Below are 17,874 nucleotides of genomic sequence, written 5' to 3' on the forward strand. Positions count from 1 at the left end.
TTAGCTGTCTTGATTTCGGTGGCTTCCTTAGCCGTATCAATATTGAAACCGTAAAAAGGCCGGTGGGGCGATCCACCGGCCTTCTTTTTGATCACGCCTTATCGAACAGCCTGTTCCAGCGACGCTTCTCGCGGGTCTTCCAGGCGCCGCGGTGATAGGCGTCGGAGGCGATCAGGGGCACGACGGTGGTGGCTTCGGCGAAGACCATCTGTTCGTGGGCGGTCTGAACCTTGCCCCACGACGCGGCCTCTTTCAGCGTCGAGGATGAGCAGGCGCCGTCGCGGACATCGGCGACCGTGATCTGGACGGCGTATCGGTGCATCTCGGCCTCGACGCCCAGGATTTCGGCGCAGACGACTGTGTCCTGGGCGAAATTCTTGGGCACGCCGCCGCCGACCATGAACAGGCCCGTGACGCCCGCCGCGATCTTGATGTCGGTCAGTTCGCGGAAGTCGGCGATGGCGTCCAGCATCAGATAGGGCCTGCCCGCCGCCGCCCGCTCCTTCTGGTGCTTGACCAGACCGAAACCCGCGGAGCTATCGACAAAGGCCGGGCAGAAGATCGGCACACCTTCTTCATAGGCGGTCTGGATCAGGGAGCCGGGCTTTTTCGCATTCCCCTCCGACAGCCACTTGCCCATCTCCCAGATGAACTCACGACTGGAATAGCCGCGCGGCTCCAGACGGTTGGCGATCTCCAGAATGGTGTGGTCGCAGGCCTGGAGCTGCTCCTCGTCGATATAGGTGTCGTAGATGCGGTCGATGTAGTTTTCGCGCAGGACATTGTCGTCCACCGAACCGGCGGCCTGATAATGTTTGAAGCCCAGGGCCTCAAAGAAATCCATGTCCACGATCGAGGCGCCCGTGGCGACCACGGCGTCGACCATGCCGAACTTCACCATGTCGCGGTACACGTCCATGCAGCCGCCCGCCGAGGTCGAGCCGGCCAGGATCAGCCAGGGCGAGCAATCCGCATCCTCGATGGCCATGGAGAAGATGTCGGCGGCGCGGGCCGTGTCGCGCGACGAAAAGCTCATCTTGCGCATGGCGTCGATGATCGGACGGGCGTCGAAGTTGGTGATGTCGACGTGCTCGACGACGTTCTGCAGCAGTTGGGCCTTGGTGTTGGCGGGCGCGGTTGCGGTCATTTCGGAAGCTTGCCTTGATGAACGCCCGTCGGACACGCAGCCATGCCGGGACGGAGCGACCGGCGGGACCGTTAGCCTCAGCATAATCCGCCACCCTCGAACTTGATCCGAGGGTGGCGGCTTGAGATGTGAACGCGTTTACTTCCGGCGCGACTTGCGCTGGCCAGCCTTGCCCTTGGGACGCGACAGGCGGACGACCTTGCGCGCGTTCTCTTCCGCCGTGGTGCGCACGGTGGGGATGGAACGCGGGGCCAGACCGTAGAGCGAGGCCATCGGGGCGTCCTCGACCACGGCGATGTCGTGTTCGCCATAGCCGTTGAAGCCGGTCGACATGGCCACGCCATAGGCGCCCAGCATGCCGATCTCGATGAAGTCGCCTTCGCGCACATCGGCGGGCAGCCAGAACGGACCCGGCATATGGTCGATGGAATCGCAGGTCGGGCCGTAGAACTGGAAGGCCTTCAACTCGCCCGCAGACTCGCCGTCCCGGACCAGTTTGGTCGGGAAGGGCCAGCGCGAGTGGGTCGCGTCGAACAGCGAACCGTACGAGCCGTCGTTCAGATACAGGGCGTCGCCCTTGCGCAGATCGACGCGGGCCAGGATCGACGAGGACTCGGCGACGATCGCCCGGCCGGGCTCGCACCACAGCTCGGTCGTTTCCGACACCGGCATCTCGTTGAAGCCGCGATGGATGGCGTCGGCGTATTCGCTCATGTCCGGCGGGACCATGCCCGGATAGACGGACGGGAAGCCGCCGCCGACATCGACGATGTCGACGATCACGCCCGCACGGCTGATCGAGCGTCCGACCTGGGCCATGGCGGCCTGGTAGGCGGTGGGCCGCATGCACTGCGAACCGACGTGGAAGCTGACGCCCATCAGGCCTTCCTTGACCGCCTGGCGCGTGGCCAGCAGCAGGGCGGGAGCCTGATCCGAGGACACGCCGAACTTGCCCGACAGGGTGTAGGCCGCGCCGTCCGCCGACACGGCCATGCGCACGACCAGATTCAGGTCGTCTGCGCCGCCAGTGGCGTCGAGGATCTTGGTCAGCTCGTCGATGCAGTCGAGCGCAAAGGTGCGCACGCCGTAATCGAAGTAAGCCTTGGTGATGGCCGAACGGCTCTTGACCGGGTGCATGAAGGCCAGACGCACGTCGTCGCTGACCGAACGGACCAGTTCGATCTCAGCGATGGACGCCACGTCAAAACCACGAACGCCAGCCTCGACCAGGGTCTCGATGACCCAACGCGACGGGTTCGCCTTCACCGCATAGAAGACGTCGGCTTTTAAATTATCCTGGAACCAGCGCGCCGCTACGGAAACCGAACGCGGCCGCACGAGTGCGACGGGACGTTCAGGAGGCCGCTCACGGACCAGGTCCAGGGGAAGCTGGTACGTGCGCAATTCACGTAACCCCCTGATGATTGTTAACCCAGACCGGCGTTAGCAGCGCGTAACGGTTAGACCTACGGGGTCCGCCGGAAAGCGCGATATGGGGTCTGTGGACCGTCATGTAAAGTGGTAATTTCATGGCGGGATCGGCTGAGGACCTGGCCCGTTCGTGCGTCAGCGCCCCGCGCCTTCGCTGCAGAGGCGACGGGAGCCCCCTGGACGGCCTTGGCGGGGCGCCGGGCCTGCGCCCGACGGGTGATTTGACGCCCCGCGCGCTCCCTGCTTTCTTTCGTCATTCCGGGCGAAGCGCAGCCAAGCTCCGGAATGACGAAAGGGAGTATTGATGCGGAAAGCTTTCGTCAGGCCGCGTGCAGTTCCTGTTTCACGCGTTCGGCCAGGGTCTTGATGTCCAGCGGCTTGGGCAGGAAGGAGACGCCGACCTCGTCCTGCAGCAGGTCGGAGAAGTCGCTTTCGGCATAGCCCGAGATGAACATCACCGGCGCGTCGCCCAGGTACTGGCGCGCCTTTTTCAGCAGGGACGGGCCGTCCAGGCCGGGCATGATGACGTCTGAGATCATCATGTCGATTTGCCCCGCATGCTCCTCGGCCAGGATCAGGGCCTCTTCGCCGTCGCAGGCCTCGATCACCTCATAGCCGCGCTGGCGCAGCAGACGGGCGGCGATGCCGCGCACGGCGTCCTCGTCCTCCACGAACAGGATGCGGCCCGCGCCGGACAGGTCGCGCGGCGCCTTGACCTTGACCTCGACCGGCTGGACCTCGGCCAGTTCCGCCTCGCCCGCCGCGGGCAGGAAGATGCGGAAGGCGGCGCCTTTTCCTTCGATATTGCTGACGGTGATATGGCCGCCCGCCTGCTGGGCGATGCCATAGACGGTGGCCAGACCCATGCCCGTGCCCTCGTTCACCGCCTTGGTGGTGAAGAAGGGTTCGAAGATCTTGTCCACCAGTTCGGGCGGCACGCCGGGCCCGCTGTCGGACACCTCGATCAGGGCCACTTCGTCGGTCGTGGCGCCCGCCCAGCCCAGGCTGCGCGCCTCCGCGCCGGTCAGGCGGCGCGTGGTGATGGTGACGACCGCGTCGCCGGGTTCGACCACGCCGCGCATGGCGTCACGGGCGTTGACGGCCAGGTTCATGACGGCGGTCTCAAGCTGGGACTTGTCGGCCAGGACCACCGGCAGGTCGCGGCCGTAGTCCGTCTCAAGCCGCACGTCCTCGCGCAGCAGCCGGCGCAGCAGGATGGAGAATTCCCCGACCAGTTCGCCCAGGTCCAGACGCTCGCGCCGCACAGTAGACTTGCGCGAGAAGGCCAGAAGCTTGCGCACCAGATCAGCGGCGCGGATGGCGGTCTGGCGGATTTCGTTCAGGCCTTCGTACGAGGGATCGCCGACGGGGTGGCGCTCCAGAAGGCCCGACAGCTGAAGCTGGATCGCCGTCAGCAGATTATTGAAGTCGTGGGCCACGCCCCCAGCCAGCTGGCCGACGGCCTGCATCTTCTGGGCCTGCGACAGCTGCAACTCCATCGACTTCTGCGCCGAGACGTCAAACAGCCAGATGCGGCGCTTGTCGCCCTCGGGCGCCACATACAGATGCAGCATCTTGTCGGGAAAGGCGCGGGCGACCAGTTCGATGGGGCCGGACGCGCCCGAGGCCAGACGCGCCCGCGCCTCGGTCACGCCGACCAGCTCAAACAGATGGCCGAAGGCGGCGTCGCCGGCCGCCGCCGGACCGGTCAGGACGGCCAAGGCCGCATTGGCCTCTTCCGCCCGCCCCGCGAACAGGTCATCGCCGCCGATCACAGCCGAGCCGAACGGCGCGCCGGCCGCCATGGCCCGCGCCTCGCCGGAGACGGAGGCCACGGCCTGAGCGGGGGCCGCCGCCATGGGCAGGACGGCGTCGGGGGCGGCGCGCATCAGGTAACGGCCCTGCCCCGCCTGATTCTTGCCCGCCTGGCCGATCACCACCTCGATCTCGCGCTCGCCGATCTGGACGATGGCGTGGCCCGGCTGGCCCTGACGCGCCTGGGCGAAGGCCATGTAGAGGGCCTGGGCGGACTTGCCGCGCGGCAGGGCCGTGGTCGTGCCGTTGGCCTCGGCCCAGGCGCCGTTGAAGGCCAGGACCTGGCCGGAATCCCAGACCAAAGCGGCTGGTTCGGCCATGGCGTCCAGCATGTCGATGACGGCGTCGGTCGATCCCTGGGGCGTCTCGGCGCGGCGGAAGGCGAACAGGCCGATCAGGGCGATCAGGCCTACGGTCAGGATCAGGATCAGCCCCGGCGCCGAGGTCGGGTTGGTGCGGAACGCCGGATAGGCCAGGGCGCCCACCGCCACGACGAACCCAAGGGCCATCACGATCAGCATCGGATCGAACGGAAGGCGACGGGTGGACGTCATGCGGCCTCGCGAATCAGTGGTCGGATCATACGCTGAAATCCTGACGCCTTCTTACCGGCGCGGACGGGACTGGAAGACGAAGCCGATGATCTTGGCGGCGGCGTCGAAATGCTCGCGCGGAATGACCTCGTCGACCTCGACCGTGGCGTAGAGGGCGCGGGCCAGGGGCACGTTCTCGACGATCGGCACGCCGTGTTCCGTCGCCACCTCACGGATGCGCAGCGCCAGGGCGTCGACGCCCTTGGCCACGCAGATGGGCGCGCCGTCGCCCTGGTCCGGCTCATAACGCAGGGCCACCGAATAGTGGGTCGGGTTGGTCACGATCACCGTGGCCTTGGGCACATTGGCCATCATCCGCTGGCGGCTGCGCTGCATGCGGATCTGCTTCAGCTTGGCCTTGACGTGAGGGTCGCCCTCGGACTGTTTATAGTCCTCTTTCAGCTCTTCCTTGGTCATCCGCATCCGCTTGGCGAAGCGAAGCTTCTGCCACAGAAAGTCCGCGCCCGCCGTCACGGCCAACAGCACCAGGGCCGCGAAGAACAGCTTCATGGCCATGTCGCGCGCCAGCGGCAGCAGGTCCATGGGGCTCATGCCCACCATGTTTTCGAACTCGCGCGCATGGGGCTTCAGCGCAAACCAGCAGACCGCGCAGACCGCCGTCAACTTGAGGAAGGTCTTGACGAACTGCATCAGACCGTCCGGCCCGTAGATGCGCTTGAACCCGCTCAGCGGGCTGATCGACGACCATTTGGGCTTCAGCTTCTCAGCCGTGAAGATCAGGCCCGACTGGGCGATATTGCCGCCGACGCCGCCGATGATGGTGGCCAGCATGATCGCGCCCAGAAACGGCCCCATGGCCCACAGCGCCTTGGCCAGTATCTGCGTGCCTGCGCCAGAGTTCAGCACGCCCAGCATCTGATGCGGCGAGGCGATGAAGGGAACCAGCTGTTCGGCGATGGACGAGGCGAACCAGCCGCCCGCACCCATGATGACGGCGGCGGCGCCCGCCAGGGACATCACCTGGGCGACATCCGGCGACTTGGCCGAATCGCCCTTCTTGCGGGCGTCCGCAAGTTTTCGCGGGGTGGCCTCTTCGGTTTTCGACTCGGGATCGGCGCCTTCAGCCACCCACGCCTCCCGAAACGAAGACGTCCGCCAGGCGGCGGTAACGGTCGATGAAGACGGTCCCCAGCGCGCCCAGGCTGAGCGCGAAGATCGACAGGCCCAGAAGCACGCTCAAAGGCGCGGCGGCGAAATAGACCTGGAACGACGGCATGACCCGCGCGATCAGGCCGGACGCCAGATTGAAGATCAGGGCGAACACCAGCACCGGCGCCGCCAGCTGCACCCCCAGCAGGAAGCTGTCGCCCAGGGTGCGAACGGCCATGGTGGTGAAGTCGCTCATCACCAGGGGCTGGGCTGGGGCGATCAATCGATAGGAGCCCACCATGCCCGCGATGAACAGGTGATGGGTGTTGGTGGCGAACAGAAGCGTCACCCCCAGCAGGGTCAGGAAGGCGGCCAGAGTCGTGCCCGGCTGGGCCTGCATCGGGTTGGCGGTCTGGGAGAAGCTGAGCGTCGTCTGCAGCGAGATGATCTCGCCCGCCGTGGTCAGGGCCGACATGAACATGCGCAGCAGCAGGCCGATCATCAGACCCACGACCACCTCATGAATGATCCATCCCGCCATGCCGCCCACGGTGTCGGGCAGGCCCGGCAGGGTGGCGCGCACCACCGGCCATAGCGCCAGTGAAATGACCAGGGCCAGGGACAGGCGCACCCGCGGCGGCACATAGGCCTCGCCGAATCCGGGGAGCAGCATCAGGATCGCGCCGATGCGGGCGAAGATCAGCCCCCCCGCCCAGACCTGATCGGCGGTGGCGTAAGCCTCCACTACATGCCCGCGATGCGCGCGGCGATCTGGCGCATGAAGCCGCCCAGCAGCGCGCCCATCAAGGGCAGGAACAGCAGCAGGGACACGAAGATGGCGATGATCTTGGGCGCATAGATCAGGGTCTGCTCCTGAATCTGGGTCAGGGCCTGAAACAGGCCGATCACCACGCCGACCACCAGACCGACCAGCAGGACAGGCAGGCACAGCTGGATCGTCAGCCAGATGGCGTCGCGGCCAACATCCAGAACTTCGGCGCCGTTCATCGGCCTGCGCTCCCGCAAATCACTGGGCAGAAAATGCCGGGAGGATGGTTAACGGAGCGCTAACCGTTTCGCTTGGTTTTGACGCTTCAATGGAATTTCAGGCCCCGACCGCCTCGCCGTCCTCCTTGGTGAAGCGGGCCACGGGTTCGGACAGCAGTTCAAGCACAAGCTCTGACGGGCGGCACAGCCGCACGCCTTTGTCCGAGACGACGATGGGACGGTTCACGATCACCGGGTGGGCGATCATGGCGGCGATGATCGTCGGATCGTCCGCCTCTTCATCAAACAGGCCCAGCGCGCGGGCGGGCGTGCCTTTGTCGCGGATCAGGCTGCGGATCGGCGCACCCATCTGCGCCGCCAGAGACTGCAGCCGTTCAGCCGACCAGCCCGCCTGAAGATAGTCGACGACCACCGGCTCCTCGCCCGACGCCCGGATCATGGCCAGGGTGTTGCGCGACGTGCCGCAGGCGGGGTTGTGATAGAGGGTGATGGTCATGATGCCGCTCTGTGCTTGAGGCGCCGGACGCGGGCGCCGGATTCGTACCAGGGCTTTGATCGGTTCACGATCGCGACGACGGACAGCATGACCGGAACCTCGATCAGGACGCCGACGACCGTGGCCAGGGCGGCGCCGGACTGGATGCCGAACAGGCTGATCGCCGCCGCGACCGACAGTTCAAAGAAGTTGCTGGCCCCGATCAGGGCCGACGGTCCCGCGACGCTGTGGCGCTCGCCCACCGCCCGGTTCAACAGATAGGCCAGGCCGGAGTTGAAATAGACCTGGATCAGGATCGGAACCGCCAGCAGTCCAATGACGAGCGGCTGGGCCAGCAGGGTCTCGCCCTGAAACCCGAACAGCAGGATCAGAGTGACCAGCAGGGCCGCCAGAGACACCGGCTGGAAAAGACGGGCCGCACGCTCAAGCGCAGCGGATGACCGGCGCAGCAGCAGCCCCCTGATCGCCTGGGCGATGACGACCGGGACCACGATATAGAGGGCCACCGACAGGGCCAGGGTGCTCCACGGCACGGTGATGGACGACAGTCCCAGAAGGAGGGCGACGATAGGGGCGAAGGCCACGATCATGATCGCGTCGTTCAGGGCGACCTGCGACAGGGTGAAGTTGGGATCGCCCCGGGTCAGGTTGCTCCAGACGAACACCATGGCCGTGCAGGGCGCCGTCGCCAGCAGGATCAGGCCCGCGACATAGCTGTTGATCTCGTCCGACGGCAACAAAGGGCGAAACAGCACGGACAGAAACAACCAGGCCAGAACCGCCATCGAGAAAGGCTTCACCGCCCAGTTGATGACCAGGGTCACCCCGATGCCGCGCCAGTGACGCCCGACCTGACGCAAGGCGGCGAAGTCCACCTTCAGCAGCATCGGAATGATCATCAACCAGATCAGAGCCGCGACCGGCAGATTGACCGAGACGACCTCCAAGGCCGCCAGAGTTGCGAACAGGCCCGGCGCAACCGCCCCCAGGGCCACGCCGATGAGGATGCAGGCCAACACCCACAGCGTCAGATAGCGTTCGAATATCGACATGACCCTGCCCTACCGACCGTCGTCGGGCGGACAGCACATGGCCCGGTTCACGACCTCGCTCAGCGGCGCGCAGACGGCGGGGGAGCCCTGACAGCAGTCTTCCATCAGATAGGCCAGCAAGGCGCCCATCCGGCCATAGTCGGCGGCGTAGATGATGGAGCGCCCATCCCGCACGGCGCTTGTCAGACCCGCACGCGTCAGAATGTTCAGATTGTTCGACAGGGTGCTTGCGGCCATGCCGACCGCCTCGCCCAGCCTGCCCGCCGCCAGACCTTGCGGCCCGGCGCGGACCAGCGCGCGAAAGATGTTCAGGCGCCCGTCGTGCGCCAGGGCGCCGAGGGCCTCGATGGCTGATTTCATTTCCATACTTCACAAATAATCGAAATATTGGCAAAGGGGAAGCCATGATCGATCTACCCGCACTCGACGCCGCCTTCGCCGACCGCCCCGAACTGGAGCGTCTGCGACCGACAGACCCGGCCCACCCGCCGCGCTTCCTGCTGCTGTACGGCTCGCTGCGCGAACGCGCCTTCAGCCGTCTGATGATCGAGGAGGCGGATCGGCTGTTGCGCAGCTTCGGCGCCGAGACCCGCATCTTTGACCCCCGCGGCCTGCCCCAACCGGACAGCGTCGATCCGTCCCACCCCAAGGTTCAGGAACTGCGCGCGGCCTCGCTATGGTCCGAGGGCCAGGTCTGGTGCAGCCCCGAACGCCACGGCGCCATGACCAGCATCTTCAAATCCCAGATCGACTGGCTGCCGCTGGAAAGCGCAGGCGCCCGGCCGACGCAGGGTCGGACCCTGGCGGTGATGCAGGTCAACGCAGGCTCTCAATCGTTCAACACCGTCAACCAGTTGCGGATTTTGGGCCGCTGGATGCGGATGATCACGATTCCGAACCAGTCCTCGGTCGCCAAGGCCTTCAATGAGTTCGACGAGGACGGCCGCATGAAGCCCTCGCCCTATTACGACCGGCTGGTGGACGTGATGGAGGAGCTGTACAAATTCACCCTGCTGACGCGGGGCCGAGCCGACTATCTGGTGGACCGCTACAGCGAGCGAAAAGAGACGGGCCGGTCGCCTGCCGCCGACAGCTTGGCCGACGCCGCGCCGGCGGCCTCATCCTGAAACTGCCTGCTCCCCGCCGGAAAGCGCAGACGAAGCCCTCCCATTCCCTGACCAGCCTCGCTATGTAGGCCGCCATGACCGATACGCCCTCCAAGCCCTCCGTCTCGCAGGCCGAAGCCGAAGCCGCCGTCCGCACCCTGATCCAGTGGGCCGGCGACAATCCCGACCGCGAGGGCCTGCTGGAAACGCCGTCGCGGGTGGCCAAGAGCTATCGCGAGCTGTTCCAGGGCTATGAGACAGACCCGCTGTCCTATCTGGAGAAGACCTTCGAAGAGACCGGCGGCTACGACCAGCTGGTGGTGCTGAAGGACATTCGCTTCGTCAGCTTCTGCGAGCACCACATGCTGCCGGTCGTGGGCAAGGCGCACGTCGCTTACCTGCCGACCGACCGGGTCGTGGGCATCTCCAAGCTGGCGCGCGTGGTGCGCGGCTTTGCGCGTCGCCTGCAGATCCAGGAGAAGATGACCTCCGAAATCGCCGAGGCCATCCAGACGGTCCTGCGCCCGCACGGCGTCGGCGTGGTCATCGAGGCCGAGCATTCCTGCATGACCCTGCGCGGCGTCAATGCGCCGGGCGCCAGCCTGTCGACCAGCCACCTGATCGGCGTGGTGCGCGACGACCCTCGCACCCGCGAAGAATTCCTTAGACTGGTGCGAGGCTAGGATTCACCATCCTGGCAGGGGGATTGGTCCACCTTTTGCGTCCATACGGGCAGAGGAGGCGGATCTGATGCCCTGGACGCTGATTTCGAACCGGAATGAGACAACCCCGATCGCGCGCGGCGGCTGGCTGGACGCCCTGCGTTTCATCGTGGCCTTCCTGATCATTCTGCATCACTTCCAGGCCGCCGGTCCGTTTCCGCTGGCCGAGCACCTGCACCCGGTGTTCGAGCGCGGCGGCTTTCTGCTGACCAACTTCTTCCTGATCGATTCCGGCTATGTGCTGATGCGCGTCTATGGCGCAGCGGTGGACAAGGGCCGGATGTCGCCGACGGACTTCTTCCTGAAGCGGTTCCTGCGCGTCACTCCGGCCCATCTGATCATGGGCCTGTCGCTGGTGGCGCTGGTGCTGCTGAGCACGGCGGCGGGCGTGACGCCGCGCAATCCCGAATGGTTCCGCTGGGACCAACTGCCCGCGCAACTGCTGCTGCTGCAGTCCTACGGCGTCTATGGCGGCCTGGGCTGGAATGCGCCGACCTGGTCGATCTCGGCTCTGATCGGCTGCTACCTGTGCTTCCCCTGGATCATCCGCGGCCTGATGCGCCTGGGGCCATGGGCGGCGCTGGCGGCGGGTATCGGCGTCTATCTGGTCGCCAACCAGCTGTGCTGGAGCCTGCTGGGCTATCCCGTCTATCAGATGCCGATGGGCTACGGCTTCATCCGCGCCCTGCCGCTCTTCTTCCTGGGCATGGCGCTGGCCTGGTTCGCCCAGAAGATCTGGATCAATCCGCGCCTGGCTGGTTGGGCCGGCATCGCCGCCGCCGTCGGCCTGGCCGTGGTGCAGAACTTCGACAAGCACGCCCTGATCTCTCTGAGCCTGATCTCGATCATCATTCTGGCGGCGGGCGCCGTGCCGGTGACCAGACCATCCAAACTGGTCGAGAAGGCCGCCCAGGTTTCATTCTCGATGTTCATCTCCAACGAGGTGGTGCGGATCGCCTGGTTCGGCGTCGTCAATGTGGCGGCGGCCCGTTTCGCCCTGTCCGAACCGGTTCAGTGGGTGCTGTGGGCCATGGGAGTGGCCGCCGCCGTCGGCTTCGCCTTCGCCTTCCACTTCGCCATCGACAACCCAGTTCAGGCGCGCATCCGCACCTGGCTGAAGAGTCGTCGCGGCAGAACTGTCGTGAGGGTTGAAGCAGGGCCTGTCATTTCAATAGATGGCTGACCGACAGCACGCACCCTGCTGAAATACTTATAGAAATAGCCATCAGGTGTGACCTATAAACAACGGAACTACGTTCCCGGAACGCAGGATCGCGATTAATCTTGCGTTGCATAACAGCTTTGCCTTTAACGTTGCCATTATCGCACAGGCTCTTGGGGGAGGCCGACATCTTCGACAGTTGGTCGACAACCAAGGATGCGGATGCGGGTGAACCCCTCGCCCGATCCGCCTGGACGCCCAGGTTCACACGCGGCGCAGGCTCTGCGGCGTGCAAGCGGGTGATGGACATCGTCCTGGCCGGTTTGGCCCTGTGGATTCTGCTGCCCGCCTATTGCGCCATCGCCCTGGCTGTCGTGATCGAGACGCGCGGCCCGGTGCTGTTCCGCCAGCGCCGCACAGGCCTGAATGGCGAAATCTTTACCATCCTGAAGTTCCGCAGCATGACGGTGACCGAGGATGGCGACAAGATCGCCCACGCCACCAAGAACGACGTGCGCGTCACCCGCGTCGGCGCCTTCATCCGCGCCACCAGTCTGGATGAACTGCCCCAGCTTGTGAATGTGATCATGGGCGACATGTCGCTGGTCGGTCCGCGCCCGCACGCCCTGGCCCACGACGCCCATTATGGCGCCCTGCTGCCCTGCTATTCGAAGCGTTTCGCCGTGCGTCCGGGCCTGACAGGCTTGGCCCAGATTTCCGGCCTTCGCGGCGAGATTCACCAGCTCAGTTGCATGGCCCGCCGGGTCGAGGCTGATGTCCTCTATGCCGACGGCTGGTCGTTCCGCGACGACATTCTGATCATCTGCCGCACCGTGCCGATGATCCTGAAGCGCGTGAACGCCTACTGATCCGCACGTCGCAGGTTTTCGAAAAACCACCGATCCTCGACCAAAGTCGCTCTCTCCAGCCGCGCTTGGCTGCGTCAGTCTGATCCTCCACGCGTCCGTCAGGCCGCGCATAACGGCCGATAACGGCGACTTGGGAGGAAATGGATCAATGGCAACCGACGCAACAACTGCGTCCGGCGAGGGGGAACATACGGTCGGTCGCAGTGATCGGCTCGTGATCCTGGCCTCTTCGGTCGGCACCGTCATCGAGTGGTACGACTTCTATCTCTACGGATCGCTGGCGGCGATCATCACGGTTCAGTTCTTCTCGGGCGTGAACGAGACCACCGGCTATATCTTCGCCCTGATGGCCTTTGCGGCCGGGTTCGCCGTGCGGCCGTTCGGCGCCATCGTCTTTGGACGTCTGGGCGACCTCTGGGGGCGCAAGAACACCTTCCTGGTCACCATGCTGTTGATGGGTCTGTCGACCTTCGTCGTCGGCCTGTTGCCGCCCTATGCGGTCATCGGCATCGCGGCGCCGATCATCCTGGTGCTGATGCGCCTGATCCAGGGCCTGGCTCTGGGCGGGGAATACGGCGGCGCCGCCACCTATGTCGCCGAGCACGCGCCCAAGGGCAAACGCGGCTTCTACACCTCCTTCATCCAGATCACTGCGACCGCAGGCCTGATCCTGAGCCTGGCCGTGATCCTGGGCGTGCGCTTCGCCGTTGGTGAAGAGGCCTTCGCCGAATGGGGCTGGCGGGTGCCGTTCCTGGTTTCGATCCTGCTGCTGGGCGTGTCCCTGTGGATCCGGCTGAAGCTGGCGGAAAGCCCGTCGTTCAAGAAGATGAAGGCCGAAGGCAAGGGCTCCAAGACCCCGCTGAAGGACAGCTTCATGAAGTGGCCCAATCTGAAGCTGGTGCTGATCGCCCTGGTCGGTCTGACCGCCGGTCAGGCCGTGATCTGGTACACGGGTCAGTTCTACGCCCTGTTCTTCCTGGAGCGGGTGCTGCGGGTTGACGCCTCTCTGGTCTATGTCCTGCTGGCCATCGCGCTGCTGGCGGCCTCGCCCTTCTTCATCTTCTGGGGCTGGCTGTCGGACAAGGTGGGCAGGAAGCCGATCATCCTTGCCGGGTGCCTGATCGCAGCCCTGACCTATATGCCGCTGTTCAACGCCCTGACCCACGCGGCCAACCCGCGTCTGGCCGAGGCTGCCGCCTCGGCGCCGGTCGTGGTCTATGCTGACCCCGCCGACTGCAATCTGCAGTTCGACCCCGTCGGCAAGACGGTCTTCAACCACTCGTGCGACCTGGCCAAATCCTACCTGGCCAAGGCGGGCGTGACCTATACGAACGTCAAGGCCCCGGCCGGAACCGTCGCCGAGGTCCGTATCGGCGATCAGACGGTGATCAACAGCTTCCGCGGCGACGCCCTGCCCGCCGCCGACTTCGCCGCCCGGAAAAAGACCTGGGATGCAAACCTGGGCGAGGCGCTCGCCGCCGCAGGCTATCCCGCCAAGGCTGACAGCGCCCTGGTCAACAAGCCTCTGGTCGTGCTGATCCTGTTCATCCTCGGCTTCTATGTGACCATGGTGTACGGCCCGATCGCGGCGGCGCTGGTCGAGATGTTCCCGACCAAGATCCGCTACACCTCCATGTCCCTGCCCTATCATATCGGCAACGGCTGGTTCGGCGGCTTCCTGCCCACCACCGCCTTCGCCATGGTGGCCGCGACAGGCAACATCTACTACGGCCTCTGGTATCCGATCGTCGTGGCGCTGGCGACGGTCGTGCTGGGCTTCCTGCTGGTCAAGGAAGGCAAGGACGTCGATCTCAACGCCTGATCCTGCTTTCAGGCGCGGATGAGGGGGCGGGCTGTCGCAGGACAGTCCGCCCTTTCGCTTGTGAAACCCCATACTCAAGGTTCAGATGCCGCCATGTTCAGCCTGCTGATCCTCAGCCTTGTCGTGGGCTATATGGCGATCCTGTTCGCCGTCGCCTGGTATCAGGAACGCCCGGCGACGCGCGCCAGGGGCAAGGGGCTGGGGCCGTCGGTCTATGCCCTGTCGCTGGCCATCTACTGCACTTCCTGGACCTATTACGGCGCGGTCGGCACGGCGGCGCGCAACGGGTGGGAGTATCTGCCCATCTATATCGGCCCGATCATCGGGGTGACCGTGCTCTTCCCGCTGTGGCGTCGGATCGCCGCCGCCGCCCGGCGCGAGAACGTCGGCTCCATGGCCGACTTCGTGGCGTCGCGCTACGGCAAGAGCCAGGCCCTGGGCGCCGCCGTCACCGTGGTCGCCATCCTGGGCTCCCTGCCCTATATCGCCCTGCAGCTGAAATCCCTGTCGATGGCGGGCGAACTGCTGACGGCGGACACGCCGGTGGCGGGGTCCGAAAGCCTGACGGTTCTGGTTCTGGCCGGGGTTTTGGCCTTCTTCGCCATTCTGTTCGGGGCGCGTCGTCCCGACCTGACCGAGCACAATCGCGGACTGATCCAGGCCATCGGGCTGGAGTCGGTGGTCAAGCTGGGCGCCCTGCTGTTCGTGGCCGTCTTCGCCCTGGTCCTGCTGCTGAACCAGGGCGCGCCGCCGCGCATCATCGAAGGCCTGGGCGCCCTGTCGCGCCCCCCCGAGGTGACGCCCAGATTCTCGGCCATCATCCTGATCTCGACCCTGGCCATCTTCTGCCTGCCGCGTCAGTTTCATGTCGCCTTTGTCGAGGGCGCCGCGCCGTCGGACGTGAAGCGGGCGCGCTGGATCTTCCCCATCTATCTGCTGCTGACCAGTCTGGCGGTCCTGCCTCTTGTGGCGGCGGGGGCCCTGTTCGCCCCGGCGGTGAACCCGGATCTTCTGGTGCTGGCCCTGCCGTTCGGACGAGGTGAGAGCCTGCTGACCGCCATCGTCTTCGTCGGCGGCTTCTCGGCGGCGACGGCGATGGTCATCGTAGAGGCCGTAGCCCTGTCGGCCATGGTGTCCAACAGCCTGATCCTGCCCTTCGTGGCGCGGGACCGCTGGCGCGTGCGGGGCGACGCCTCGGACATGGCGGGCACGATCCTGCACGTGCGGCGCGCGGCCATCGTCGCCGTGCTGCTGCTGGCCTGGGTCTATTATCAGGCGATGGACCAGTCGCACGGTCTGGCGGCCATGGGGCTGGTGTCCTTCGCCGCCCTGGCGCAGCTGGCGCCCGCCCTGTTCGGCGCGGTCCTGTGGCGGGGCGGCCATGCGGTCGGCGCCTTGGCCGGCATGGCGGTCGGCCTGACGATCTGGATCATCATGCTGGCCCTGCCGCAGCTGGCGCCGGACGCGGCCTGGCATCCACATCGGCTGCTGGGGATCGACGACCCGCTGGCGCTGGGGGTGTTCGTCAGCCTGGGCCTGAATCTGGCGGTCTATGTCGGGGTGTCGCGCATCGCCCAGCCGCGCCTGATCGACCGGGTTCAGGCCCGCGCTTTCGTGGACCGGATCGGGCCGGACTGGACCGAGAACCGCCCTTCGCCTTCCGGCGCCTCTGTCGGCGACCTGCGCGCCCTGGTCGCCCGGTTCATCGGCGACGAGCGGGCCGAGCGCGCCTTCACCGCCTGGGGCAATGAGACGGACACCCGGCTGCGCGACGCCGATCCCGCCGACGCGGCCCTGGCGCGTGCGGCCGAACGGATGCTGGCGGGGGCGATCGGCGCCGCATCGGCCCGGCGCGTCATCGCCGCGGCCTTAGCCGGGGTCGGACGCGCGCCCGAGGACGTGGTGCGGATGCTGGACGAGGCGTCGCAGGCGGTTCAGTTCAACCGCGACCTGCTGCAGACCACTCTGGACAACATCGACCAGGGCGTGATCGTGGTGGACGAGGATCTGCGCGTCACCGCCTGGAACCGGCGCTATGTCTCCATGTTCGAACTGCCGGTCGGCTTCGTCCACGTCGGCCTGCCCATCGCCAGCATCTATCGCCTGAACGCCGAACGCGGCGAGAGCCCCAACGACATTGAGGCCTGGGTCGAGCGGCGGCTGGAGGCGTTGGCCCGCCGCATTCCCCACGACCACGAACGCCAGCAGCCGGACGGGCGGGTGCTGCGGTCGTCCGGCGCGCCCATCCCCGGCGGGGGCTACGCCACCAGCTACACCGACATCACCGCCCTGCGCCGCGCCGCCCGTCAGCTGGAGGAGGCCAACGAACGGCTGGAAGCCCGCGTCGCCGACCGCACGGCGCGCCTGGACGAAGCCCGCCGGATCGCCGAGGACGCCACCGCCTCCAAGACCCGGTTCCTGGCCGCCGCCAGCCATGACCTGCTGCAGCCGCTGCACGCCGCGCGCCTGTTCATCGCCGCCCTGAAGGAAGAGCCCGCCGTGTCTGGCGGGGGGGCCGATCCCGCCAGCCACACCCTGGCCGTCAACGCCGACCGCGCCATCGACAGCGCCCACCGGCTGCTGACCGCCCTGCTGAACCTGTCCAAGCTGGAGGCCGGGGGGGTCAGCGCGGCGGTGACGCGCCTGTCGCTGGGCGGGCTGTTTGACGAACTGCGCCGCGAATATGAGCCGGTGGCTGAGGCCAAGGGGTTGCGCCTGACCATCATGCCCAGTCGACTGTGGATTTCGTCGGACCGCGACCTGCTGCGCTCCATGCTGCAGAACCTGATCTCCAACGCCATCCGCTACACCGACGCGGGTCGGGTGCTGGTGGGGGCGCGGCGGCATGGCCAGACGGTGCAGCTGCTGGTCGCCGACACCGGACGCGGCATTCCCGAGGCCGACAGGGAGACGGTCTTCGGCGAGTTCGTCCGCCTGCCCGGCGCCCCGGTGGACGAGCCGGGCGCCGGTCTGGGTCTGGCCATCGTGCGGCGCCTGTCCAGCCTGCTGGATCACCCGCTGGAGCTGAGCTCGGGCGCGGGACGGGGCACGACCTTCCGCATCACCGCCCCGCGCGCCGCCGCCGCACCGGTCGCCGACATGACGCCGGTGCGCGAGGCCCGGCTGCCTCTGGCGGGCCTGCGCGTCCTGTGCGTGGACAATGAGCCGGTCATCCTGGATGCGCTGAACGCCCTGCTGACCCGTTGGGGCGCAAAGCCGACCCTGGCCGCGGGCATCGCAGCGGCCAAGGCGGCGCAGGGACCCTTCGACGCCGCCGTAATCGACCTGCACCTGGGCGACGGGCCCGAAGGGTTCGCCCTGATCGACTGGCTGCGTCCGGTGGGCGTGCGCCGCGTCGCCCTGGTCACCGCCGACACCCGCGATGGTCTGAACGAACAGGCGACGGCGGCGGGCGCGATCCTGCTGCCCAAGCCGATCAAGCCTGCGGCCCTGAAGGCGTTTCTGTCGAGCTAAGCTCAACCTGCATTCACCTCAGAACCGTCATTCCGGGGCGTCCGAAGGACGAACCCGGAAACCAGGA

At 66.4% G+C, this 17,874-nt stretch carries 15 protein-coding genes; 6 read left to right on the forward strand and 9 right to left on the reverse strand.

Going from position 1 to position 17,874, the window contains the following annotated elements; all coding sequences use genetic code 11:
• Positions 1-91 precede the first annotated feature (91 nt).
• The 9 genes from KWG56_RS12725 to KWG56_RS12765 all read right to left on the reverse strand — a co-directional run bounded on the left by KWG56_RS12725 (position 92) and on the right by KWG56_RS12765 (position 9,012).
• Positions 92-1,147, reverse strand: a complete 1,056-nt coding sequence (locus tag KWG56_RS12725; protein WP_219355034.1) for a 1,9-bis(guanidino)-5-aza-nonane synthase — start codon at positions 1,145-1,147, stop codon at positions 92-94.
• Between the two features lie 138 nt (positions 1,148-1,285).
• Positions 1,286-2,551 carry a type III PLP-dependent enzyme gene (locus KWG56_RS12730; RefSeq protein ID WP_219355035.1) on the reverse strand — a complete coding sequence of 422 codons (1,266 nt, stop codon included), beginning with the start codon at positions 2,549-2,551 and terminating at the stop codon, positions 1,286-1,288.
• Between the two features lie 347 nt (positions 2,552-2,898).
• Positions 2,899-4,947 carry a cell cycle histidine kinase CckA gene (gene cckA, locus KWG56_RS12735; protein ID WP_219355036.1) on the reverse strand — a complete coding sequence of 683 codons (2,049 nt, stop codon included), beginning with the start codon at positions 4,945-4,947 and terminating at the stop codon, positions 2,899-2,901.
• A gap of 51 nt (positions 4,948-4,998) precedes the next feature.
• The gene (gene flhB, locus KWG56_RS12740) at positions 4,999-6,075 is read right to left on the reverse strand and encodes a flagellar biosynthesis protein FlhB (protein ID WP_219355037.1); all 1,077 of its coding nucleotides are present in this window, start codon (positions 6,073-6,075) and stop codon (positions 4,999-5,001) included.
• Entirely contained in the window at positions 6,068-6,841 is a 774-nt protein-coding gene (gene fliR / locus KWG56_RS12745; RefSeq protein WP_201101028.1) for a flagellar biosynthetic protein FliR, read from the reverse strand. The genes flhB and fliR overlap by 8 nt, the downstream gene beginning before the upstream one ends.
• Positions 6,841-7,104, reverse strand: a complete 264-nt coding sequence (gene fliQ / locus KWG56_RS12750; protein WP_008258892.1) for a flagellar biosynthesis protein FliQ — start codon at positions 7,102-7,104, stop codon at positions 6,841-6,843. The genes fliR and fliQ overlap by 1 nt, the downstream gene beginning before the upstream one ends.
• Positions 7,105-7,201: 97 nt before the next feature.
• Positions 7,202-7,600 (reverse strand): arsenate reductase (glutaredoxin), encoded by a 399-nt coding sequence (gene arsC, locus KWG56_RS12755; RefSeq protein ID WP_219355038.1) that lies wholly within the window; start codon positions 7,598-7,600, stop codon positions 7,202-7,204.
• Positions 7,597-8,652 (reverse strand): ACR3 family arsenite efflux transporter, encoded by a 1,056-nt coding sequence (gene arsB, locus KWG56_RS12760; RefSeq protein ID WP_219355039.1) that lies wholly within the window; start codon positions 8,650-8,652, stop codon positions 7,597-7,599. Before arsB ends, arsC begins: the two co-directional genes overlap by 4 nt.
• 9 nt (positions 8,653-8,661) lie before the next feature.
• Positions 8,662-9,012, reverse strand: coding sequence for an ArsR/SmtB family transcription factor (locus tag KWG56_RS12765; protein WP_373274058.1), 351 nt, complete (start codon positions 9,010-9,012; stop codon positions 8,662-8,664).
• A 44-nt stretch (positions 9,013-9,056) separates the two neighbouring features.
• Here KWG56_RS12765 and arsH point away from each other — a divergent pair, with 44 nt between their 5' ends.
• The 6 genes from arsH (at position 9,057) to KWG56_RS12795 (ending at position 17,807) form a co-directional block, all read left to right on the forward strand.
• Positions 9,057-9,779 (forward strand): arsenical resistance protein ArsH, encoded by a 723-nt coding sequence (gene arsH / locus KWG56_RS12770; protein ID WP_219355041.1) that lies wholly within the window; start codon positions 9,057-9,059, stop codon positions 9,777-9,779.
• 74 nt (positions 9,780-9,853) lie between these two features.
• Entirely contained in the window at positions 9,854-10,441 is a 588-nt protein-coding gene (folE, locus tag KWG56_RS12775) for a GTP cyclohydrolase I FolE (RefSeq protein ID WP_201101025.1), read from the forward strand.
• A gap of 67 nt (positions 10,442-10,508) precedes the next feature.
• Entirely contained in the window at positions 10,509-11,663 is a 1,155-nt protein-coding gene (locus KWG56_RS12780) for an acyltransferase family protein (protein WP_219355042.1), read from the forward strand.
• 152 nt (positions 11,664-11,815) lie between these two features.
• A complete protein-coding gene (locus KWG56_RS12785) occupies positions 11,816-12,511 on the forward strand; it encodes a sugar transferase (RefSeq protein WP_244999509.1) in 696 nt (231 codons plus the stop codon).
• Positions 12,512-12,659: 148 nt separating this feature from the next.
• Positions 12,660-14,333 (forward strand): MFS transporter, encoded by a 1,674-nt coding sequence (locus KWG56_RS12790; protein ID WP_219355043.1) that lies wholly within the window; start codon positions 12,660-12,662, stop codon positions 14,331-14,333.
• Between the two features lie 93 nt (positions 14,334-14,426).
• On the forward strand, positions 14,427-17,807 hold the full coding sequence (locus KWG56_RS12795; protein WP_219355044.1) for a hybrid sensor histidine kinase/response regulator: 3,381 nt from the start codon (positions 14,427-14,429) through the stop codon (positions 17,805-17,807).
• Positions 17,808-17,874: the final 67 nt, after the last annotated feature.

The organism is Brevundimonas nasdae (assembly GCF_019395145.1).
Taxonomy (GTDB): domain Bacteria; phylum Pseudomonadota; class Alphaproteobacteria; order Caulobacterales; family Caulobacteraceae; genus Brevundimonas; species Brevundimonas nasdae.